The 23,090-nt window shown below is 65.5% G+C and carries 16 protein-coding genes; 3 read left to right on the top strand and 13 right to left on the bottom strand.

The window, feature by feature from the left end; translation table 11 throughout:
• Nucleotides 1–20: 20 nt before the first annotated feature.
• The 4 genes from KA712_25255 to KA712_25240 form a co-directional block, all read right to left on the bottom strand.
• Nucleotides 21–1,142, bottom strand: coding sequence for a metal-dependent hydrolase (locus KA712_25255; protein ID MCG5056269.1), 1,122 nt, complete (start codon nucleotides 1,140–1,142; stop codon nucleotides 21–23).
• Nucleotides 1,143–1,208: 66 nt separating this feature from the next.
• A complete protein-coding gene (glgB, locus tag KA712_25250) occupies nucleotides 1,209–3,104 on the bottom strand; it encodes a 1,4-alpha-glucan branching protein GlgB (GenBank protein ID MCG5056268.1) in 1,896 nt (631 codons plus the stop codon).
• Nucleotides 3,105–3,108: 4 nt separating this feature from the next.
• Nucleotides 3,109–6,510, bottom strand: a complete 3,402-nt coding sequence (treS, locus tag KA712_25245; protein MCG5056267.1) for a maltose alpha-D-glucosyltransferase — start codon at nucleotides 6,508–6,510, stop codon at nucleotides 3,109–3,111.
• Nucleotides 6,507–8,561, bottom strand: a complete 2,055-nt coding sequence (locus tag KA712_25240) for an alpha-1,4-glucan--maltose-1-phosphate maltosyltransferase (protein MCG5056266.1) — start codon at nucleotides 8,559–8,561, stop codon at nucleotides 6,507–6,509. Before KA712_25240 ends, treS begins: the two co-directional genes overlap by 4 nt.
• 332 nt (nucleotides 8,562–8,893) lie before the next feature.
• Between KA712_25240 and KA712_25235 the strand changes: the two genes are divergently transcribed.
• The 3 genes from KA712_25235 (at nucleotide 8,894) to bfr (ending at nucleotide 12,130) form a co-directional block, all read left to right on the top strand.
• The gene (locus KA712_25235; GenBank protein ID MCG5056265.1) at nucleotides 8,894–11,308 is read left to right on the top strand and encodes an ATP-binding domain-containing protein; all 2,415 of its coding nucleotides are present in this window, start codon (nucleotides 8,894–8,896) and stop codon (nucleotides 11,306–11,308) included.
• 110 nt (nucleotides 11,309–11,418) lie between these two features.
• On the top strand, nucleotides 11,419–11,622 hold the full coding sequence (locus KA712_25230; protein MCG5056264.1) for a (2Fe-2S)-binding protein: 204 nt from the start codon (nucleotides 11,419–11,421) through the stop codon (nucleotides 11,620–11,622).
• 34 nt (nucleotides 11,623–11,656) lie between these two features.
• Nucleotides 11,657–12,130, top strand: coding sequence for a bacterioferritin (gene bfr / locus KA712_25225; GenBank protein MCG5056263.1), 474 nt, complete (start codon nucleotides 11,657–11,659; stop codon nucleotides 12,128–12,130).
• A gap of 15 nt (nucleotides 12,131–12,145) precedes the next feature.
• On the opposite strand, the gene KA712_25220 is transcribed toward bfr, so the two are convergent.
• The 9 genes from KA712_25220 to KA712_25180 all read right to left on the bottom strand — a co-directional run bounded on the left by KA712_25220 (nucleotide 12,146) and on the right by KA712_25180 (nucleotide 23,003).
• Entirely contained in the window at nucleotides 12,146–13,402 is a 1,257-nt protein-coding gene (locus tag KA712_25220; protein ID MCG5056262.1) for a P-loop NTPase, read from the bottom strand.
• A 69-nt stretch (nucleotides 13,403–13,471) separates the two neighbouring features.
• Nucleotides 13,472–14,167: a Crp/Fnr family transcriptional regulator gene (locus KA712_25215; GenBank protein ID MCG5056261.1), complete on the bottom strand. Its 696-nt coding sequence runs from the start codon at nucleotides 14,165–14,167 to the stop codon at nucleotides 13,472–13,474.
• Nucleotides 14,168–14,218: 51 nt separating this feature from the next.
• Nucleotides 14,219–16,174 carry an ABC transporter permease subunit gene (locus KA712_25210; GenBank protein ID MCG5056260.1) on the bottom strand — a complete coding sequence of 652 codons (1,956 nt, stop codon included), beginning with the start codon at nucleotides 16,172–16,174 and terminating at the stop codon, nucleotides 14,219–14,221.
• A 5-nt stretch (nucleotides 16,175–16,179) separates the two neighbouring features.
• Nucleotides 16,180–16,950, bottom strand: coding sequence for an ABC transporter ATP-binding protein (locus tag KA712_25205; protein ID MCG5056259.1), 771 nt, complete (start codon nucleotides 16,948–16,950; stop codon nucleotides 16,180–16,182).
• 127 nt (nucleotides 16,951–17,077) lie between these two features.
• Nucleotides 17,078–17,389, bottom strand: coding sequence for an HU family DNA-binding protein (locus KA712_25200; protein ID MCG5056258.1), 312 nt, complete (start codon nucleotides 17,387–17,389; stop codon nucleotides 17,078–17,080).
• A gap of 125 nt (nucleotides 17,390–17,514) precedes the next feature.
• Complete coding sequence (locus tag KA712_25195) at nucleotides 17,515–18,456, bottom strand: DUF4380 domain-containing protein (GenBank protein ID MCG5056257.1); 942 nt, start codon at nucleotides 18,454–18,456, stop codon at nucleotides 17,515–17,517.
• Between the two features lie 12 nt (nucleotides 18,457–18,468).
• Entirely contained in the window at nucleotides 18,469–19,788 is a 1,320-nt protein-coding gene (locus tag KA712_25190; protein MCG5056256.1) for a nucleotide sugar dehydrogenase, read from the bottom strand.
• A gap of 45 nt (nucleotides 19,789–19,833) precedes the next feature.
• On the bottom strand, nucleotides 19,834–20,805 hold the full coding sequence (locus KA712_25185; protein ID MCG5056255.1) for a ChaN family lipoprotein: 972 nt from the start codon (nucleotides 20,803–20,805) through the stop codon (nucleotides 19,834–19,836).
• Nucleotides 20,806–20,855: 50 nt separating this feature from the next.
• On the bottom strand, nucleotides 20,856–23,003 hold the full coding sequence (locus KA712_25180) for a thioredoxin family protein (protein ID MCG5056254.1): 2,148 nt from the start codon (nucleotides 23,001–23,003) through the stop codon (nucleotides 20,856–20,858).
• Between the last annotated feature and the right edge of the window lie 87 nt (nucleotides 23,004–23,090).

The raw sequence follows: 23,090 nt of genomic DNA, 5'->3' as shown, positions 1-23,090 counted from the left end.
TCATGCCCCGACCGCTGTCGTCAGGGGCGCGTGCGAATCACGTGTCCTGCGTGGTCGAGGTCCACTTCGGCGCGGCCGATGCCCCCGGCCCTCGTGCGGCTATACCGCGCGTCGAGCAGGGTCACGCGGGTGCCCCCGGGGATGGGCTCCTGCCGGTAGGCGGGCACACGCAGCCAGTTCACCATGCCTCGTACGCCTGGCGCCGCCAGCGCAGCCCGCACCTCGGGCGTTTCGTCCCCCACGGGCATGGGTTCCCCACTCGGTTCGGGGGAGGCCGAGCCGAAGGCGGGCACACGGACGAAGTGATAGGTGCTGCCGATCCGCGCGATGACCTCGCGGAAGAGCGGGCTTGCCGGCAGGGGCGAGACGACCAGCTGGGTGGCGTCGAGGCTCTGTGCGCTGAAGTAGGCGTCGGCCCGGGCGCGTGCGCGGGCGGTACCCACCACCATGGTGCCCACGTACATGGTCAAGAGCGAAAGGCAGACGAGCGCCGTGGCGCGGGGGTGCGGGGGGGTGCCGCGGATGCGCAGGTACACGAGCAGGCCTGCCCCCACGCACCACGCCATCTTCGCCAGGGGCGGTGCCAGCTTTGGCACCACGATAATCACCGTGGCGGCGAGCAAGAGCAGCAGCCACCCTGCGGCCGCCAGCTTGGTGCGGCCGCGCGCGAACACGACCGCAGCTCCCGCCAGCAGCCACACCACAGGATCGATGATGAAGAGCGTGTCGCCGTAAAACCAGCGCCCCTCGAAGGGCATCAACAGGCGCACGCCGTAGGTGTTCATCCAGTCGAGCAGCGGATGGCTCCACACGCCCAGCGCCGCCAGAGCCAGCAGCCAGGGGAACGACACGACGGCGTCAGGGGGAGGAAGGCCCCGGGCCGCCCGCCGGCGCAGGGCCCAACGCCCGTAGGCGTGCACCAGCAGCGCCAAGAGCAGCGGCAGCAGGACCAGCGCCAGCACGCCGTGTGTGAGGCCGCGGCGGTGGGCCAGGCTGGCGTCGGGCCCCCACGCGGCGCAGACCCCGTCGATGTCGGGCAGGTTGGCTGCGACCACGAGGGTTGCCGTGGAGTAGAGACTTTTGTGCCGAAGCCCGGTTTCCGCCAGGCTGGCACCAACCAGGGTATGCGCGAGGGGATCCACGACCCGCAGGTGTACCAGAGTTAGGGCCCGGCCGGCGCTTTACGGAGGCGGCGCCGTGCAGAGGCTTCACGCGGGCTCGAGAAACAGGGCGCCGAGGGGCGGCAGGGTGAGCGTCAAGGAGAGCGGCCGGCCGTGGGCGGAAACAGGGTTGGCGTGAACGCCGCCGTTGTTGCCGACGCCGCTGCCGCCGAACGCGGTGGCGTCCGTGTTCAGGCGCTCGCGCCAGAAGCCCTCGAGGTCGACGCCCACCCGATAGTTCGAGCGCGGTGTGGGCGTGAAGTTGAGCACCACCAGCATCGGCTTGCCCCCCTCGGGCGCAAGCCGCAGGTAGCTGAGCACCGCGTTTGCGCTGTCGTTGGCGTCGACCCAGGCGAAGCCACGTCCATCGAGGTCGCCGAGATGCATCGACGGGGCTTCTCGGTAGAGCTTGTTGAGCTCACCGACCAGCAGCTGCATTTGCCGATGGGGGGCGCCTGATTCGGGGAGATGCCAGTCCAAGCTGCTTTCGTGGTTCCACTCGTTCCACTGGGCGAACTCGCCGCCCATGAACAGCAGCTTTTTGCCTGGTTGGCTCCACTGGTAGGCGTAAAGGAGCCGCAGGTTGGCAAACTTCTGCCACGTGTCCCCGGGCATCTTGGCCAGCAACGACCCCTTGCCATACACCACCTCGTCGTGGGAGAGCGGCATCACGAAGTTCTCGTTGAAGGCGTACACGGCCCGAAAGGTGAGCTCGTGATGGTGATGACTGCGGTGGATGGGATCGTGGGCCAAGTACGCAAGCGTGTCGTGCATCCAACCCATGTCCCACTTGAGGCCGTAGCCCAGGCCTCCGGCGTAGATGGGGCGCGAGACCAAAGGCCACGCGGTGGACTCTTCGGCGATCACGTGCACGTCGGGATAAAGCGCGTACACGGTGGCGTTGCAGTGGCGTAGAAACGAAAGCGCCTCGAGGTTCTCGTTGCCGCCGTACTGATTCGGAATCCATTCGCCGCTCTTGCGGGCGTAGTCGAGGTAAAGCATCGAGGCCACGGCGTCCACCCGGAGGCCATCGACATGAAATTTGTCGAGCCAGTAGACGGCGTTCGACGTCAAGAAGCTTCGTACCTCGTTGCGTCCGTAGTTGAAGACGGCGCTGCCCCACTCGGCGTGCATGCCCTGCCGGGGATCGGCGTGTTCGAAAAGGTGCGTGCCATCAAAGTAGATGAGGCCGTGTTCATCCGTGGGAAAGTGAGCCGGTGTCCAGTCGAGGACAACGCCGATGCCGTTGCGGTGACACTCGTCGACCAAATACATGAGATCCTCAGGCCGCCCGTAGCGCGAGGAGGGGGCGAAGTAGCCGGTCACTTGATACCCCCACGAGCCGTAGAACGGGTGCTCCATGATGGGCATGAGTTCAATGTGGGTGAAGCCCGCGTCGCGGACGTGCGGTACAAGGCGGTGCGCGAGCTCACGGTAAGTAGATGGGCGGTTGCCTTCATCGGGGCTTCGCATCCAGGATCCCACGTGCACCTCGTAGATGGACATGGGACTCGTGAGCTTCTGTCGTTCACCGCGGTGGCTCATCCAGTCGCCGTCGCGCCACGCAAAGTGCGTGGCGGTGACCACCGACGCCGTTCCTGGCGGCACCTCTGCGTGAAAGGCGAAGGGATCGGCCTTGTCCACGCGGTAGGATCCGTCGCCCGACTCGATCCGGAACTTGTAGCGATCGCCCGCGTGCACGCCGGGTACGAAGCCCTCCCAAATTCCGGAGCTGCTGCGCGGCGAGAGCGGGTAAGGGTTGCTCCATTGGTTGAAGTCGCCTACCACGCCCACGCGGCCTGCGTTCGGTGCCCACACCGCGAAACGCGTGCCCTGCCGGCCGTCCTGGGATGCAACGTGTGCGCCCATTGTCTCGTAGAGCCGCGCGTGCGTCCCCTCGGCGAAGAGGTGCAGGTCCACGTCTCCCAACCCAGATTCGTTCATCGGCTCACGCTCCCTCGTGATTCATGACCGACTTCATGCCGGTCAAGGGCAGATCCAGCCAATCGGGCCGGTTGTCCATCTCGTAGCGAATCTCGTAGATCACCTTCTCGAGCTCGAAGAACTCGAGCAACAGCTCCGTGTCGGACACCTTGCGGGGGATGAAGGGAGCGCCCTCCGTTTCGTGCAGATACGCGTGCAACACGGCAGCCGAGACTTGCTCCTTCCAGGCCGTGGCCCATAGCCGTAGCCGCTCGCGGTCCTCCTCGCGGAAGCGCCCCGAGCGCAAGGTGGCCTCGCAGGCGTAGTCGAACGAGCGCAGAAGGCCCATGAGGTCTCGTAACGGGCAGCGTTTGTAGCGGCGCTCGTTGAGGGGCCGTGCGGGCTCTCCCTCGAAGTCGATGATGAGGAAGTCTTGTCCTGTGTAGAGCACCTGGCCCAAGTGGAGATCGCCGTGACAGCGAATGCGGGCGACCTCGATCTTGTCCCGGGTGACCTTGCGCAGGCGCCGATCGATCTCGGGCTCGAGTGCGAGGACACTGTTTGCAAGGCTGCGGCTTGGCTCTGGCAGCTGTCGCTGCGCGCGCTCGAGGTTTCCGAAGGTGCGCGCCAACATCACGTGAGCCCGCTGGTAGATGGATTGTTGGTGCAAGGTCGTAAAGGCCTCGGGAACGAAGTGCGGCTCGGCCTTGCTGCCCACCAGGGCCCGATGCAGTTGGCCTGTCCGCCGCCCGAGTAGACGGATTTGGGACAGAAAAGGGCCGATCAGCTCCTGCATGAGAGGGTGGGGTTCCTCGAGGCTCTGGGCCACGCGCCCCTTGGCGTGCATCCGCGGGGGCGCCGCTTCGGGACGGCCCAACACGAGATCGAAAAAGGCCGAAAGCCGGGTCAACGTCATGTCCCACGCGACGCCCTCGTTTGGCACGAATTTTTGCAGGAGCACCAGCGAGGCGGGCTCGCCCTTCTTCGTTTGGTAGGCCAGGCTGCCCAACACCGCGGGCGCCGGCGACTGCCCGGGCAGGGGCCCGTCTTCGCCGTTGCCGGCCGCTTCGAGCGCCCGCGCGACGTTGCGAGCCAAGAACAGCCCAATCTCCGCCTCGGGGTTGATGCCGGGCTCGATCTGCCGGTACATCTTGAAGAGCAGCGCTTCGCCCACGACCAGGGTGGAGTTGGTTTGCTCGAACTCGGGCACTTTGGTCGTGAGGGGACCGTGCTTGAGCACTTCCCTGAGAGGCTTGCCACTCGTCGGGACGAGACTGCCGCTGTCCCCCGCGGGTGTCGTGCCTCGCGAGAACAGCTTGAGCAGGGGCTCGAGCACGGTGCCGCAGGCCATCGCGTCGAGCAGCAGGGCGCCTTCGCCCTCCAAACCCCGATCGAGCCGCGCGATGACGGCGTGGGGGTGCCGTTCGGCGAGGGCCGCGGCCGCGGGTCCTTCCTGGTAAACGAGCGGCAAAACGTAGGTTTCGGGATCTCCCTCGCGGTACTTGGCCGTTGCGAAGGTCACGACGTGATCGAGGGCGTCCTTGAGCCAAATCACATCAGAGAGTGTCGTGGACACGCGCACCCTTGCCTTGCCCCGAAACCAGCGGCGCCCCACCATGTACCGTTCCAGCACGGGCTCGAGCGCTTTGCGGTACGACGTACCCAAGAGGTCTCGCCAGCTGCCCGGCATCGAGAGCACGGGAATCACTTCCTCGTGGGGCTCCGGGCGTTCGGGCTCTTCGAGCAGGAACCAAATGAATCCGTAAGGAGGCAACGACACCACGTAGGGTCGATCTTCGATGGGAGGAAAGCGAACGCGGCCGGCCATCTCCACGGGCACGAGCCCCAAAAAGCGTCCGAGGTCGAGTTCGGTCCATTGATAGAGCCGAGACAGGTTGGTGACCACCAGGACGCGCTGTCCGTCGCGTTCACGCAGGAACGCCAGCATCTTGGCGTTGTCGGGGTGCAAGAATTCGAGCGAACCCGAGGACAGCGCCGGGTACTGTTTGCGCAGACCGATGAGCCGCTTCATCCACCACAAGAGCGACGAGGGGTTCGCCTGCTGGGTCTGTACGTTGACTGCGGCGTAGCTGTACTCCGGGTCGGTGACCACCGGCAGGAACAGCTTCTGGGGATTGGCCGACGAAAAGCCCGCGTTGCGGTCGGCGCTCCACTGCATGGGGGTGCGTACCCCGTCGCGGTCGCCGAGGTAGATGTTGTCGCCCATGCCGATCTCGTCGCCGTAGTAGAGGACGGGCGTTCCGGGCAGCGAGAACAAAAGAGCGTTCATCAGCTCGATCTGCGGCCGCGTCTTGAGCAAGGGTGCGAGCCGACGGCGAATGCCCAGGTTCAACCGCGCCGTGGGATCCTCCGCGTAGACCTTGTACATGTAGTCGCGGTCTTCATCGGTCACCATCTCGAGCGTGAGCTCGTCGTGGTTGCGCAAGAAGGTGGCCCACTGGCAACCCTCCGGGATGGGAGGCGTTTGGTTGAGGATGTCGACGATCGGGAAGCGGTCCTCCATCTGCACCGCCATGAACATGCGCGGCATCAGGGGGAAGTGGAAGTTCATGTGGCACTCGTCGCCGGCGCCGAAGTAGGCAGCGGCGTCCTCGGGCCACTGGTTGGCCTCGGCCAGGAGCATGCGGTCGTAAAAACGTGCGTCGACGTGAGCCCGCAGCTTCTTCAGGAACGCATGCGTCTCTGGCAGGTTCTCGCAGTGGGTCTGGTCTCGCTCGTAGAGATAAGGGATGGCGTCGAGCCGGAGTCCATCGACGCCCAGCTCCAGCCAAAAGTCGAGTGCCTTGAGCACGGCCTTGTGGACCTCGGGGTTGTCGAAGTTCAGGTCTGGCTGGTGTGAGTAGAACCTGTGCCAGTAGTAGGCCTTGGCTTCGGCGTCCCACGTCCAGTTCGACGTTTCGAAGTCCTTGAAGATGATCCGTGTCTCGCCGTACCGGCTGGGATCTTCGCTCCACACGTAGAAGTTGCGCCACTTGCTGCCCGGTGGGCTCATGCGGCTGCGCTGGAACCAGGGATGGTCCTTCGATGTGTGGTTAATCACCAGCTCGGTGATGATGCGAATGCCGCGCGCGTGCGCCTCACGAAGCAGGCGTTTGAAGTCGGCCAGGGTCCCGTACATCGGGTGCACGGACATATAGTCCGAGATGTCGTAGCCGCCGTCGCGCAAGGGGGAAGGGTAAAACGGGAGGAGCCACAGCGCGGTGACCCCCAGGTCCTGCAGGTAGTCCAGCTTCGAGATCACCCCGTTCAGATCGCCGATGCCATCTCCGTCCGAATCCGCGAAGGCCCGAATCGGGATCTCGTAGATGATGGCCTCCTTGTACCAAAGGGGATTGGGAGTGAGGCCGTTTTTCGCCGCACGCAGGTGGCCAGAGAGATTGTCTTTTCGAGGAGCGAGTTGTTTCATAGGTAATACTCGAAGCTCGCCTCGGAGCGCAGGCGGCGGCGGAGCCGGAAGACCTGGGCGGGCAGAGCGTCGGGGTCGAGTTCGACATAGGCGCGTGGTCCGTGCCACAGGTACCGGGCGTCGCTCAGCAGATCGTGGGCCTGAACGGGCTCATGCGGAGCCAAGCGCAAGGCATGCGCATCGAGGGTGATCCAGCCCGCTTGTTTGTGGTGACCATCGAGGTTCACGACCGTCAAGATCAGGTTGTCGCCGTCTGCGCTCGACTTGCTGTAGGCCAGGAGCCTCTCGTTGTCGCTCTCGTGAAAGACGAGCCCTTCGTTCCGGTGAAGCGCGGGGTTGTCGCGGCGGATCTGGTTCAAGCGCTTGATGAGGGGCCTCAGGCTGTCCTTGCGGAAGAGATCCCAGCGTCTCAGCTGGAACTTTTCGTTGTCGAGGTACTCCTCCGAGCCGGGGCGGGCCAAACGTTCCTGGAGCTCGTACGCGGGTCCGTAGAGGCCGTAGTTCGCGGCAAGAGTGGCGGCGAGGATCACGCGGGAGGCGAAGGTTCCTGGACCTCCATGCTGCAGATGTTCCGGCAGAATGTCGGGCGTGTTCGGCCAGAAGTTGGGTCGGAAGTAAGTGCTCACCGGCGGGTTCGTGAGCTCGTTCATGTATGTGCGTAGCTCCCAGGCGGACGTGCGCCAGGTGAAATACGTATACGACTGCGTGAACCCCACCTGCGCGAGCGCATACATCAGCTTGGGGCGGGTGAACGCCTCGGAAAGGAACAGGACCTCGGGGTGGCGCTGCTTGATCTCACCTAGACACCACTGCCAAAATGGCAACGGCTTCGTGTGAGGGTTGTCGACGCGAAACACCCGCACGCCGCGCGCGCTCCAAACCAAAAAGACATCGAGCAACTCCTGCCAAAGCGGCTGCCATGCGGGGCCGGCCAAGGCAAAGGGATAAACGTCTTGATACGCCTTGGGCGGGTTTTCCGCGTGCTGAATCGTGCCGTCAGGGCGGTGCAAAAACCATTCGGGGTGCTCGCCGACGTAGGGGTGATCGGGCGAGGCCTGGAACGCGATGTCGATCGCCACGTCGATCCCCAGTGTGCGGGCCGCCTCGACGAGGCTTTCGAAATCGTCCACGGTGCCGAGCGCGGGGTGGACCTCTTTGTGCCCGCCGGTTTCGGCCCCAATGGCCCAGGGGCTCCCCGGGTCGTCTGGCCCCGCGTGCAGCGTGTTGTTCGGCCCTTTGCGGTGGGTGCGCCCGATGGGGTGGATGGGGGGCAGGTAAAGGACATCGAAGCCCATGTCTGCGACATAAGGAAGCAGCCCGACGACGTCCGTGAAGGTCCCGTGAGTTCCGTCGGCCCCGAAGGAGCGAGGGAAAAGCTCGTACCAGGCGGAAAACCGCGCTTTGGGCGGATCGACCCACAGTCCGAGCGGCGCGCTGTACGTGCTGGCGCTGCGATCCGTGTAACGGTGCATGTGACCTACCAACACGGGATCGTGGCACAGCGCCACGAGCGCTTCGGGGCCGTGGCTCCCTTGCCGCAGCGACGTCGCGGTGGCCTCGATGAAGGCCCGGTCGGGGCCCACGGCACGGGCCGCGGCCTGGGAAAGCAGCAGGGCGCCTTCGGTGCGTGCGAGCGCAACGTTCTGCCCCGCGGCGATCTTGCGTGTGAGGCCCCAGCGCCAGCTGGCGAACTCGTCCACCCAGGCCTCGAGACGAAACTCCCAGATCCCGGGCGCGTCGGGTACGAACGTGCCCTCCCACCGATCGTTCGGGGCCGTATCGCGGTGGCTCCGGGCGTCTGTCTCCTGGCCCCCCGGCACGAGCCGCTCTTCCGTCCATGTGCCGTCGTTGCCTGCGGACTCGGTTTTTCGGTAGCGCAGCACGCCCGCCAGCTTGTCGTGACCGTCGACCAGCAGGTCGGCCGACACGCAGACGGGCTCACCCACGATGCTCTTGACGAGAAAGCGGCCCCCTTCGAGTCGTGGCTGCACGTCGAGGATCATCACCCGGGCGCGCCCGCACCGGTCCGTGGGGGGAAGCGGCGCCTTCATGGGTGCACCTCCAGCGCCGGGAACCCCTCGAGGGTTCGATCTTGCGCACGCTCGTGTGGCGCCCGCGATTGTCCCCACCCGACTCGAGCTCCCCTGCACGTCCGCACCCTGGGCAGTAAAGCGCACGGGTGCGGTGGGGTCAAACGACGGTCGGACTCCGCCCCTTGGGCCACAGGGGCGGCCCCGTAGAGAAATTATCGAGACATTTCGCTGCCTTGCTGGAATTTTTCCAACAACTCCTGCGCCCGGCTGTCACAAGATCCCCACGGCGGCCATCGAGTGGTAAATTGCTCAATTCCCAAATTTCGCACCGCACGAATTCGGATCATTCCGTGGAGACCACAGAGACCAGGCCAAAGCCCCACCCCGAGCCGCCCCCCAGCGAGGCCGCTTCCCACAGCGCTCCCGTGCCCGAGGTCGTGGCCGAGGAGGACAAGCTCTTGCGGGTGGTGTTGTCGAAGATCGACAAGGCCAACGAAGAGCGGCGCAAACCCAAGAACCAGATCGACGATCTGGGGGCGCTCATCGAACTCCGAGACGCACTGGCCGAGGCAAAGCCGGAAGATCAGGCCTCGTTGCTCGAGCAGATGCACCGGATCGAAGCGCTGGCGCGGCAGCGCGGTAAGGGTGAAAACATCCCCATCGATCGGCGCTCTCCCTATTTTGGGCACCTGCGCCTCGAAGAACATGGCAAGCGGCGCGACGTGCTCATCGGCCAGCGCGGTTACGTCGAGCCCGGCGGCGGCGTGCAGATCGTCGACTGGCGAAACGCACCTGTGTCCCGCTTGTTTTACCGGTACGAAGAGGGTGACTCGTACGAAGAGCGCCTTGGCAACCGGGTGGTGGAGGGCGAGATCCTTGCCCGTCGCACCGTGACAATCGTCGACGCCGATTTGCGGCGGGTGGTCTCGCCGGACGGCACCTTCGCGCGCGATTTCCGCAGTGGCGAGTGGCGGCAAGTCCCCGCCCGCCACGCGAAGCTCCAGGTCGAGCGGGATGGCTCGGCCAGCGTGGTGAAGGGGGCCGAAGACGCGGCACCCTCGCAGCGGGGCCGGCTGAGCGCCGCAGGCAACGAAGGCCGGCTCGAGAAGCTGTTGCCGGCCATCGCGGCGCTCATCGATCCGCGCCAGTTCGAGCTCATCAGCCGACCGAGCTCGGGTCTCATCGTGGTCCAGGGCTCGGCGGGAAGTGGCAAGACCACGATCGGTCTACACCGCATTGCCTATTTGGCCTTCTCCGACCCGCGGCGCTTCCGTCCGGAGAGGATGCTCGTGGTGGTCTACCAGCGGGCCCTCGCGACCTACGTCTCCCGGGTGTTGCCTTCGTTGGAGGTGCCCGGTGTGCCCGTGATGACCTTCGCCGACTGGGCGGAGAAGATCCGGCATCAAGTGTTCCCGGGCGTCACGGCACCGATCACCGATGCGACGCCTTCAATCGTCGTGCGCTTGAAGAGTCACGGGGCCATCTTGAAGGTCCTGGAAGACAGGCAAGCGGGCCTCGCGGCGTGGTGCCGGGCCGAAATCGAAAGCCAGCTCGAAGACCGAGGGGCGGCGCGTGCTCACGCGCTCGCGGCGTGGGACAAAGCCGTGGGGCCCGTGGATCTTCGCGTGACGGCGCTCGGCCGCTGGGTGAAAGACGCCACGTTGTCCCCCGCAGACCGTCTTGCCGTGGAGGCACTTGGCAAGTCACTGCGGCGGCGCACGAGAGACGTGGTGGGCGAATGGGCAAGCCTACTGACGGACCGGGGTGCCCTGGGCGAGGGCTTCGCGCGGCATGCCCCCGGCGTGTTCAGCGAAAGCCAGCTCGACGCCGTGCACAGGTGGTGCGTCGACCGGGAGCGGCTGCGCCACGAAGCGTTGGACCAAGCGGCGACGCCTCGGGCCGAGCGGCGAGACGAAGCGGGTGAAGACGACGACGACCAGGCCGCGGACGAGCCGGTCGAGTACGCGCTCGACGCCGAAGACGACGCGCTCTTGTTGCGCCTCTATCAGCTGCAGCGTGGCCCGTTGGCCAATCAGCAGGGGCCTGTGGTCTACGAGCACCTGATGATCGACGAGGTGCAAGACTTCGCGCCCATCGAGTTGGCCGTGTTGCTCGACAGCACCACCTCCGACCGTTCCATCACGTTGGCGGGTGACACCGCCCAGGCGATCTCCGCGGACCACGGGTTCTCGAACTGGTCGGACATGCTCGACGACCTCGGCATTCCGCACGACAGGCTCGAGCCCCTGCGGGTGAGCTATCGTTCCACCCGGCAGATCGTGGAGGCGGCCGAGCACGTGCTCGGACACCTGGCAGGTGACAACCGCCCGCTGGCGCCCCGGACGGGCGCGCCGGTGGAGGCGTTCAGCTTCGGCTCTGCGGGCGAGGCCAGCGACTTTCTGGGCCAGGCGCTCAAGGAGCTGCTGCGTGAAGACCCCACGGTTTCAGTGGCGCTCGTCGCACGGCACCCCGAGCAAGCCCGTACGTACTACGACGTGCTCAAGCGCTCCGAGGTGCCCCGCCTTCGGCTGGTAGCCCATCAAGACTTTACGTTTCTTCCGGGCATCGACGTCACGGACGTGCGCCAGACGAAGGGCCTCGAGTTCGACGTCGTCATTCTGCTCGAGGTCAACGACGAGTCCTACCCGGACAGCGACCTGGCCCGGCGCCTTCTGCACGTGGCGATGACCCGTGCGGCGCACCAGCTCTGGATCACGATGACAGGGCGTCCTTCGCCCCTGCTGCCCGACGAGCTGACGGGCTGAGCTCCGGGGGAATCCCCACCGAGTCCGCTGGGTTGTGAATCTCTGCTTGACTTGTCCGAAGTTGAGACTCACTCTCAATTACAGCCATGATCGTCTGTATCTGTCGTGGAGTGTCTGACCGAAGTGTCCGGCTGGCCGTCATGCAGGGCGCGCGTTCCGTCAACGAGATCGGCGATGCCTGTGGGGCAGGAACCGACTGCGGGGCCTGTCACGAGCAGCTGGACCAAATGGCGTCGTCGGCCAACAGCTCGTCCTCTTCCACCGCGGGGCGTTGCCACGCCGTGCCGAGCGGAGTAGGTTCGACGAACCCCTAAGGGGCTCTACCCACAGCAAAAGCAGGAACCAGACATGAAGGGCGACCGCGAGATCATCGATCTGTTGAACGAGGTGCTCACGAGTGAGCTCACGGGCATCAACCAGTACTTTCTGCATGGGCGCATGTGCGAAAACTGGGGCTACAAGAAGCTCTGGAATTTCCTGCGTCACGAGTCCATCGACGAGATGAAGCACGCGGACAAGGTGATCGCGCGCATCCTGTTCCTCGAGGGGCTGCCGAACCTCCAGCGGCTCGGAAAGATCGACGTTGGCGAGACCGTGCCCGAGATGTTCGCGTCCGATCTGGCGCTCGAGCACGACGCCATCGAGCGGCTCAACCGGGGCATCGAACTGGCGCGCACCAAGGGCGACAATGCCACCCGCGCCCTGCTCGAAGAGATCCTGGTCAGCGAGGAGGAGCACATCGACTGGATCGAGGTGCAGCAGTCGTTGATTCAGAGCCTGGGCGTACAGAACTATCTGGCGCAGCAGCTGCGCGACGAATGACGGCGCGCCGCTGTCTCAGGAACTCTGAAGCTTACGGGCTCCCACGGCGACTCGTGCCATCTCCGGTGGCATGCCGGGCAAGGTGACGCGCCTGCGGCGTCGGCCCGTTTCTTCGACCCGGGCCTTTTGCGGCGGGCGTTTTTTGCGGCGGGGTGGCAGGTAGATGCGAACCTTGCCGTTGCCGAAGTAGCCCTCCTTGGCCGTCGCCGCGGCGGCCTTGGGGAGGCGGGGGCCCTCCGATGTTTCGGGTAGGTGGAGGGCATCGGGGGCGAGGTTCGTCTCGGGCTCGCGATCCTCGTCTTCGAGCAGGAGGTCCGACTCGATTTCGAGCAGATCCTCTTCGAGCGGCACGTCTTCCACCAGCAAGGTCTCCGCCATTGCCCGCAGCGCCCGGCCGTACTCGGCATCCCGGGTGAGGATGAGGGGCGCGCGATCGTTGACCGAGTCAGCGATGGCCTTCGAGTCTTTGAGCCAGCCCACGATGGGCACCGAGATGCCCAGGTAGTCGCGGATCATCTTCGAGACCGCGTGGAACACGCCCGTTTGGCTCGCGCTCGTGACCTGGTTACCGACGAGCGAGGCCCCGAAGCGTTCGAGCACCCGAGAGATGCGCTCGGCCCAGACAGGATCCTGGGCCCGAATCTTTCCGAGCAGATCGATCACCTTCTCGCCCTCGCCACTGCTCTCGGCTTCGCTGAGCACACGGCGCTCGCGTGCGGTTTGCGCGTGATGGGCAAGCGTCCGCAGCACGGCGCCCTTGAGGAAGGAATAGGCGTCGTGGATCGCCGTGACCTGTGGGGTCGTCACGACGAGCCGCTGCGCGCCGAGCTCGAAGAAGTCGAGCACGTTGTAGCCCACGCCCGCGCCCACATCCACGATCACCACGTCCGCGTCCAGGGCGCGCAGCTTGCGGATGATCTTCAGTTTCTGGTTGTGGCCGATGTTTGCCGCACCCATCACGGCCCCCGTGCCCGCGAGCAAACTCAGGTTCGGCACCTGCGTGGGCGTGAGGCTTGCGCGCACGTCCTCGTGGCCGCGCGAGAGCAGCGCCTCGATGCCGGGCAGGGGGCGATCGATGCCGAGCAACAGGTGCTGGTTGGCGGCGCCCAGATCGAGGTCTGCCAGCACCGTGCGGTGCCCAAGCTGGGCCAAGGCCACAGCGAGGTTGCACGACACGATGCTCTTGCCCACGCCGCCCTTGCCGCCACCGACGCTAATGATGCGAGTTCGTTTTTCCGCCTGAGTCATCAAGAGCCGCTCCGTCCAAGCCATCGGAGGGAGCGGCCACGGTCTTGAGGATCAAGTGGCGGACACCTTCAGGGCCCGCGCGCGGCAGCCTTGTCAGGCGAGCGCCTTGAGCGCCTCGACGTCGGCCAGGATCACGCGACGGCCTTCGGTGTCGATGTAACCCTTGCGCTTGAACTGGGACAGCGTGAGCGACACGGTTTCTCGAGTCGAGCCAATGAGGTTGGCCATTTCCTGGTGGGTGATCTTCACGCTGAGCGTGATGCCTCGTTTACCCGCGACGCCGTGTTCATCGCCAAGGCGCAGAAGCAGTTCGGCCAGCTTCGAGCCCACATCCTTGAAAATGAGTTGCTCGACCTTGGCTTCGAGTTCGCGCTGCCTCTGCATCAGCGCCAGGGTGAGCCGCCGGGTGAACTCGGGGGCGTCGTGCATGAGGCGCTCGAATTCTTCGCGCACCAGCTCGACGGTGGCGGTGGACTCCATCGATTCGACCATCTCTTCCCGGGGGCCGCCGTCGAGAACACACGCCTCGCCGAAAAAATCCCCTGAGGTTCGGTAAGCCAGCGTGAGTTCTTTGCCGTCCCGGGTCACCTTCGACACTTTGACGCGGCCTTCGACGATGAGGTGAACGCCGTACGAGCGGTCGCCGGGCAGGTAAACGACCTGGCGTGCCTTGAAGGTCTCACCCTTCGCGGAGGTGGCGAGACGCTCGAGGACCTCGTTTGCGAGCCCAGCCAGCAGCGGCACTTTCCGCAACAGACCCAAAACCTTTTTCTGATCCGCGCTCAGCATCACATTTCCATACACCGGGTCTGTCCGCGAAACAACGGGTTTTGTGAGGTGTCATACAATATGCGTCGCGTTGCCTCCAACCGGGCGACGCCACAGGAGCCAAAGACCAATAGCCAAACTGGTCAGGGTGCCCAGCAGCACGAGGGCGGCTCCCCCTCCCTTCACGTCGTCCAGGGCCTGGTCTTGACCGCTTACGGCCAGGGCCACGAGGATCCCGTTGTTCAGGCCATGGATGAGCATGGCAGGCAACAGCGAACCCGTACGCCACGTGGCAAGCCCCAGCAGCAGGCCTAAAACGGCCGTGGGCAGGAGGCGGTCGAGGCTGAAGTGAAAGAGGCCGAAGAGCAGGCTCACGAGCAGGATGGCAAGTCCCGGGGGGAAGCGCCGCAGGAACGCCTGAAGAAGCAGGCCCCGAAACAGGAGCTCTTCGCAGAGGGCAGGGGTGAGTGCAAACAGCAGCAGCGCGACAGGCGCGGGGAAGGTCTGCAGCATCGTCCGCAGCGCGCGCACGACCTCAGGGCTCGGGGGCAGCAGCCACTGGGTCAACACGCCCACCACCATCCACGCCCCAGCTCCCAGGGCCAACGCCGCCAGAACATGGACGCGTGAGGGCCACGAAAGCGCGAGCGAGGGCGCGAGCGGCAGCCCTCGCACGCGGACATAGGCCAACGCCAGACCGGCCATGCCCACCCATTGCGACACGAGGGTGCCTGCCAACATGTGGCGTTGGCTGAACGGAGCGAGCAGCCAAAACACGATCACCGCGAGGGCGAAGCCCACCGCGCCGTCCGCTGCGTCCAAAGGACGGGCCTCGGGCTGCCCTGCGCGGGGCAGGGCGCCTGCGGCGCGGCCGCGCGTCCGTTTCTTTCGCGTGTCCACGGCCAGGAGACGCTCCGAATCAAAGAGCCGGCTGGCCACCGACAGCGCCAGGGCGGTCACGGCCAGGCTGGAGGCGAGGAACACGGCCATTTGAGAAAACCCCGCCTCCCCCAAGATGAGGTCGCGCGACAGCAAGGTGAGGTTTAGCCCAGGGACCAGGGCCGCACCGAGCGTCAGCGGAAACTCGCCCAGGCTTGCGGCCACGGCGGGAGCAAAAAACAAGAAGTAAATCGGTGTCAGATAGTTCTGGGCTTCCTTGAAGCTCTTGGCTGCGGTGGCAGCCATCACCATGATGGCGGCGAACATGATGGCTGCCGGCGGCAAGATGAGCGCGGTTGCGGCCAGGCGGCCCCACGGGAGGGGCAGGCCGTCCGCGTCGGCGGTTCGCGCCAGCTGAACGAAGGTGGCCGACAGAGATCCCAGATTGGCAAGCCCCGTGACCAGCGCCAGCGTGGCGACCGCCAAGACCTTTCCGGTCAGCAGATCCGTGCGCGCGATCGGCGCGACCAGCGTCGTTTCGAGCGTGCCTCTCTCTCTTTCTCCCGCGGTGGTATCGATGGCGGGGTAAAACGCGCCCAAGATCACCATCAGCGCCACGAGCAGGGGCACGACCTTCGAAAGGAGGTAGCCGCCCTTGGCCGCAGGGGTTCCTACATCGTGACTTCCGACGTCGAAGGCATAGGCGCTTCCCGGCACCAGCTGCTTGCCGAGGTGTGTGGAGATCCGCTGCTCCGCGCGGATGGATTCTTCGCGGCTGCTATCGAAGACGAGGCGGATCGGAGACGGCGGAGCCTTCTTGGGGGTCGTCTCTTCGATGTAGAGGTCGAGCTTTTGTGTGCCGACGTCTGTGGGGCCAGCTCCTTCGACCCATGCGAGCTTGAACTGCCCGTCACGCTCCCCCGCGGCGAGGAGGGCGCGCACGGTGGCCTCCGGGCTCACCGCCACGCGCAGCGGTTTGTCCTCGTAGCGTGCTTCTCGGTCTGTGACCACCTGCCCGATCAATAATGAAAGCAAGGGGTAGACCACCAGGGGAAACAGCACCATCACGGCGAGGGTGCGACGATCCCGCAGCGTTTCCTTGAGTTCCTTGCCGAAGACGAGCGCGATGTGGTTGAGCCTTCGCCTCATGGGGCTCATGGGGCCTCCACGGGGGCGGCGAGCCCGGCCGCCCGTTCCCCCAGGACCACCGACAAGAACGCTTGTTCAAGGCTCGCAGAGTGGGTTTCCGCGCGCAAAGCGGCGGGTGTGCCCTCCTTCACGATACGGCCCGCGTGCACGAAGCCGACGCGATCGCAGATGAGCTCGGCTTCTGCCAGGTAGTGCGTGGACATCACAATCGCCTTGCCGCGCGTCTTCTCATCGAGCACGAAGGTCCGCAGACCCTGGCTGGCGAGCACGTCGAGACCCGAGGTGGGTTCATCGAGGATGAGCACCGGCGGATCGTGAAACACCGCCCGGGCGAGCGACACCCGCTGCTTTTGGCCTGTCGACAAGGTCTCGGCGCGCTGATCGAGGAAGGCTGCGAGATCGAGTGTGGTCGTGAGTTCCGCTATGCGCGCGGCGATGCGGGGGCGGGACATGTCGTAGATGCGCCCCGTGTAGCTGAGGATCTCGCGTGCCGTCAGACGTCCGTAGAGGCCGGCGCCTCCGCTGAGAAAGCCGAGACGTCGCTTGGCGCCGTCCGGGTCTCGTGCCACGTCCACACCTGCAACGAGGGCCTGGCCTCCGCTCGGCGTGAGCAGGCCCGCCAGCACACGCAAGGTGGTGGTCTTGCCAGCCCCGTTCGGGCCGAGCAAGCCGTAGATCTCCCCAGCGCGCACCCTGAACGAGACGCTGGCCACAGCGACGATGTCGCCAAAGCGCTTCTGAAGCTCCTGGCAGCTGATGAACGCGTCGTCGGGCACGTCATCGACCTGGCGAGAGAAAACTCATCGAGCACAGCATTGCAAAGCGCGCGCACAAACACAAAGGGCCACACGGAAGTCCCCGGTGGCCCTTACTGAAGTGTTGCCCCACGGGGCGCATGACGGTTCAGCCGACGGCGTCCTTGGCGGCCTTCACGGGCCGGGCCTTGATCACCTTGCGTGCAGGCTTGGCCTTGAACACGGCAGGCTCGCCCGTAAAGGGGTTGACGCCCTTGCGTGCCTTGGTGGCCGGCTTCTTCTGTACGAGCATGCGCACCAGCCCGGGTACGACGAACAAACCGTTCTTCTTGAGCTCTTGCTGCCCCAAGGCGCCGAGCGTCTCGAGGATGCCTTTGACATCTTTACGGGCGAGCTCGGTCTTGTCGGCGATCGTCTGGATCAGGGCGGACTTGGAAAGCGGACCTTTTGTGGCGGCCATCAAACACTCCTTTTCTGCGGGAAAACGGAGGCCACTTTAGCTGATTCCCCAGAAACGGAAGCAAAAAATCACTTGAAACGGCCGAAAAGAGTGCAAGGCGTGTAACGATTGGGTGGGTGTCACCCCTACGAGTTGCCCAGCCACGGCGCGAAGGTTGCTGCGAGGAGGTCCTCGCTCGCGGAAGTCACGTCGAAGCCCGCTGGGCGCTCGTGAAGTGACCAGGTCTCCGTATGAAGCACCTCATCTCCAGGCTCGAGCTTGCTCAGCGCACCCAGTGATTCGAGCTCGAGGATGCCCGCATCGGTATAACTCTCGAAGTTGCAGTTGCCATCGGGGTAAACACGCCCCTCATCGAAGGGGAATCGCTTGATGAAGACGAGGTCTGCGAGTTGGTACGCGGCCCAGGCCTCGCGTAGCCCGGCGCCGATCTTGGCTGGGCCCCGGGCGCGCGGATCCTGTTGGATGCGCACGAAGCGATCGCCGAAAGTGAAGCGTCGATCGGTGAACCGAAAATATGGCCACAGCGCGAGCGACAGCTGGGGAGCAAAGTCCGTGGCGCTTTTTCCCGCATTGCCCGGATGAGGCGCGTAGGCGGGCAGGGGGAAAACCGCGGTGCCTCCTGGGGCCAGGACGGTGAGGGCCCAGGGGGCGAGAGTGTGGCTGTGCGCCGAGCGGTTCCTGATCACGTGCTCGATCGTCAGGCGGGGCTTCGTCTCGTCGAGAACGAGGCGCATGGTGCGTTCGAGCCCGGTGTCAGGGTCGGCCGGTGTGGTGAGCGCCACCGAGCCTGCCAGCCTCTCCTCATCGACGGGGCCGTTATCGGGCGCGAAGGTGCGCGCGGGATCTTCCGGCGAGGTCCACAGGCGGTGCCCCCCGCGCATCATGAACTGCGCTTCACCTTGGCCCCCGAGCTCCTCGGGGATCTCCTTGAGCACGTTGGCCCCGCCCACGAAACCGAAGCGGAGAATGCGAGGACCCACCTCCAGGGTCGCAAGAAGTTCCACAACCCCATTGCCAAGACGAAGCGCCCTCTTCCACCCCCCGTAGGGGATGGTTTCCATGACCATGGCGCCCATCGGTTACAGGGACACGATCTTGTGGCCGTGTTCCTGCCGGAGCGCCTTGGTGGCGTTGCGCGTGTCGACCACCAGCTGCGCGTTCGCCACGAGTTGTGCGTAGTCGACGGCACGGTGATCGGTGGTGATGAGAACGCAATCGAAGGAGCCGGCATCCTGGAGGGCCGCCGCCGGAACTTCCTGCGCAAGTGCGCCGTGCGTGGTCTCGGCGTTCACCGCTGCGACGTGCGGATCGTAGTAGGACACCTCGGCGCCGCGCTTGCGGAGCAGCTCGATGATGTCGATGGCGGGCGATTCCCGCACGTCGTCGATGTCGCGCTTGTAGGAAACGCCGCTGACCAACACCTTCGAGCCTCGCACCGATTTGTTGCGGTCGTTTAAGGCATCGGTGACTCGAGACACGACGAAGCCCGGCATGCCCGAGTTGATGTTGTCGGCCAGCTCGATGAAGCGGGCCTGGTACTTGAGCGTCTTCAGCTTCCAGGACAGGTACAGGGGATCGATCGGGATGCAGTGCCCCCCAAGTCCCGGCCCCGGGAAAAAAGGCATGAAGCCGAAGGGCTTCGTGGCAGCCGCTTCGATGACTTCCCAGGTATTGAGCCCGAGGTGCTGGCACATGATCGCCACCTCATTGACGAGGCCGATGTTCACGGCCCGAAAGGTGTTCTCGAGAAGCTTCACCATCTCGGCCGTATCGGTGTTCGAGACGGGTACCAACGTATCGATGAAGCTGGCGTAGAGCGCGGTGGCCGCCGCCAGCCCCTCTTCGCTGTCGGCACCGATCACCTTCGGGGTGTTCTTGGTGTGGAACTTCGGGTTGCCGGGGTCGACGCGTTCGGGTGAGAACGCGACGAAGTAATCGCGCCCCGCCTCGAGCCCGCTCGAGGAGAGCTTCGGCACCAACACTTCCCGGGTGAATCCGGGGAAGGTGGTGCTCTCGAGGACGATGAGCTGCCCGGGCCGCATGCGCGAGGCGATCATGTCGGCGGCGTCGAGGATGAAGGAGTTATCGGGATCCTTCGTTTTGTTGAGCGGCGTGGGTACGCAAATGATGATCGCATCTGCCGTCTTCAGCACATCGGGATCTGCCGATGCCTGCAGGCGGCCTTCCTTGACGAGGGGAGCGAGCACCTTCGAGGGCACGTCCCCGATGTAGGATTCGCCCCGGTTGACAGCCTCCACCTTGCCCGTCGACTTGTCGTACGTCACCGTGGGGAAACCCGACTGGGCCACCTCCACCGCCAGCGGGAGCCCGACGTAACCGGCCCCCACCACCACCACGTTTGCCTGACGAGACTTGATCCGTTCGAGAAGTTTGCTCATGACCCGGCCAGCAACATACCAAGGAACGGCAGGCTTGGTAAGCGCTCAGGGGGTCAGCGTCACGGGCACGATGAAGTCGGCAGGATCAAGGGCAAGGGCCTGCGCCACCTCGGCGGGGTCGTCCTCGACGATCTGCAAACCCATCACGCGGCTCAGGCCTCGACGCTTGAGACGGTTGGGGATCGCCATGTCCACGCAGTGATAGCGGCCGGCGAAGATCAGCACGCGCCGGCCCGGCGCTGCCTTTTGCCAGGAGGCACTGCCTTCGGCCATGGACTCGTCCCAAATGACCTGTGTCGTGTAGAAGCGCTCGAAGCCGGCTTCGGTGAGTTCGGGATGAACGGCCTGGATGATGTTGCGAAACCAGGCCCGGTGGGCTTGATCGCCAAGGTCGAGCTCCGGCATCTGAGCTTGCTCTTCGGCACTCAGCCCACTCACACCCACCTGCGACACCCGCGCGGTGAGCTCTCGTGCGGCGCTGAGCGCGCGCAAGGGATGTCCGTGGTCGCGGCCGTGCTGCACGAGGGGCGCGTAGTTTTCCCACGACCAGCCCCAGCGCGTGTCGTACTCGGAACGCGTACGCAACGTGCCCTGGTCGATGCGCCCCGAGGAGAAGTCGTCGAGGGCGTCTTGAAAGGGGCGCTGGAACATCTCGAAGCCCAGGGCCAGGTCGGCATCGGGTGCGGCAGCGCGCAGGCGGTCGGCGACCAGAAGCTGCATCGACTGGACGGCGAAACTTTCGTGAGTCTCGCCGAGGCACACGGCTTCAGCGTTGCGGAGGGCCGCCAGCATCGCATCGGGATCGACGACGGCGCCGTTCCCACGCCCGGCCAACACGCGGAAGGCGAGGCGGGGGGGCGCCCCGAATCCCGGGGAGGCCGCAAGCGCGGGCGCCGGGCCCGCAAAGGTTGGGCCTGCACCGGTGTCCGCGTCGGGCGTGAGCACCGACGCGTCCTCGCCATCACAGGCGCCGAGGGCCGCCACGAACAACAAGGGCCACGCCCGCAAAAACGGCATGGCCGTCATCATGGCGCAAAACGCACGCGCTGGGCAGGGGGATCGCTGCCTTACGGGGTGGCGGTGGCGAGCGCGTCGAGCACCAGCCCCTTCGTGAGCACGGAGGGCAAGGTGGTGGGAGTCCCTTCCTTGGCGGGTGGGTAAAACAGGTAAAGCGGAACGCCAGCGCGGCCGTGGGTCTCGAGCTCTTGCGCGATGACCTCGTCGCGGTTCGTCCAGTCGGCTTTGAGCGCCACCACATCGTGCGCGGCGAAGGCCTGGCGCACTTCGGGCGTCGAAAAAACGAGCAGTTCGTTGGCCTTACACGAGATGCACCACGCGGCCGTGAAGTTCACGAACACGGCGCGGCCCTGCTGACGCAGCTCAGCCACTTTCTGGGGAGACCAGGGCTGCCAAAACTCGTCGGCCAACGTTGTGCCTGCGCTCGACGGCGCCGGGCTGTCCGCCGCGCGAACGCCCAGCCAGCCCCCTGCAAGCAGGGTCAGCACGGCGAGGGCCATGGCCAGGGGGGGACGGCCGCTGCTGCGTTGAAACGCGCCGTAGATCCACCCCGCCAGACCCAGAACGAGCAGGGCCCCCAAGAGCTCGAAGACCGCCAAGGGGCCCGTGAGTTGGTTGAACACGGCCAGGAGCCAAATGACGGTGGCCAGGATGGGAAATGCGAGGAGCTGGCGCAGAAGCTCCATCCACTTGCCCGGTCGCGGAAGACGCTTGAGCACGCCGGGCGCATGACTGAGCCACACGTAGGGCAAAGCCATGCCCCCGGCCAGGGCGGTGAACACCGCGAATGACTCGAAGGCCGGGCGGGTGAGCGCAAAGCCGAGCGCCGTGCCCATGAACGGCGCCGTGCAGGGCGTCGCCACCGCGGTGGCCAAAATGCCTGTGTTGAAAGAGCCGGCCAGGCCGCCCTTGCGCCCGCCCGTCTGCCCGAGCCGCGTCAGGGAAAGGCCCACCTCGAAGGTGCCGAGCAGGTTCAACCCCACGAGCACCATCAGCCCTGCCAAGAGTGCAACGAAGGCCGGAGACTGCAGCTGAAACCCCCAGCCCAGCTTGTGACTGCCCGCCCGCACCACCACCAGCACCAACGCCAAGGCCCAAAACGAAGCGAACACCCCCGCGGTGTAAGCCCAGCCGTGCCGGCGTGCCTCTTTGGGATCGTGGGCGTGGGAGACGAAGCCCAGGATCTTGAGTGACAAAACCGGGAATACGCAGGGCATCAGGTTCAGCAACATGCCCCCCAAAAACGCAAGACCCAGGGCCACCCACAGCGTGGTGCCGCCTTCCTCTTCCCGGGGGGGCTGGGCGGGCACGGAGCTGCCGATCTTGACGGGTTTCGCAGCGGGGGCGGCCCCTGACGGGATGAGCTGCCCTTCGAACGCATAAACCCGCGCGGGGGTAGTTTCAGCCAAGAGCAGGCCCGACAAGGCCAGGACAGGCGTGGCCGGATCGGACTTCTCGGCCAGCACACGAACCGTATCCCCACTGTCTTCCTGGGCTTGCGGAACCGCGTTGGCGATCACGAGCGGGGTCTCCGGCACGAGGACGAAAGCCGTTCCCGCGGGAACCCCTTCTGGGCGCGTGAAGGCGAGCGCCACGTGTGTGCCCTGGTCGGAGACCTGCACGGGGCCGAGCGAAGAGGGCGCTGCGGCTTGCGCCTGCGCAAACAGAGGCGCGGACGGGGAAGGGGGCGCATCGGCACCTGCGGGCACCACGGGAAGGCTCAGGGCCACGTCGGCCTCGCCGGGGATGCAGTCCTCACGGCAAATCAAGAAGCGCACGTTGGCGGCGACGTCGAGGGTCTTGGAGGCCTCCGCTTCGCCAGGAAGCGCGTGCAGCGTCGCGCGAAAGAGGGCCTGATGGCCGTAGCCGTAGTTCATGAGCGGTCCGGAGGCGATCCGTTGAGGCACGGGCCAGTCCAGCGTGCTCACCGCGAAACCGGCGGGCACCTTCCAGGTGACCTTCGGGGCCTGGCCCGAATCGCCCGGGTTTTTCCAGTAGATATGCCAATCTGGGTCGAGATCGAAGAGCAGGCCCAGCTCGAGCGTGCCAGTGGGACTCGCGGCCGCTCGATCGGCCAACAGCGTGACCCGCGCGTGAGGCGACTTTGGAGGCGCTCCCTGCGCGCGCGCGGGGGCCAAGGCTACAATCAGCCCGAGAAAAAGAAGATGTGACAGGCGGTTGGTGAGGGAAGTGGGCATGAGCAGTTCGGAGGTAAGGCGTTGCGTCCGGGCGCGCGTGAACAAGCCTGGACAACTATGCCAAGGGACTCGCGGGGAGGCACGTCG

This window comes from Myxococcales bacterium (assembly GCA_022184915.1).
Classification (GTDB): Bacteria; Myxococcota_A; Polyangia; order Fen-1088; family Fen-1088; genus JAGTJU01.
This window is presented reverse-complemented; position numbering and strand designations above follow the sequence as displayed.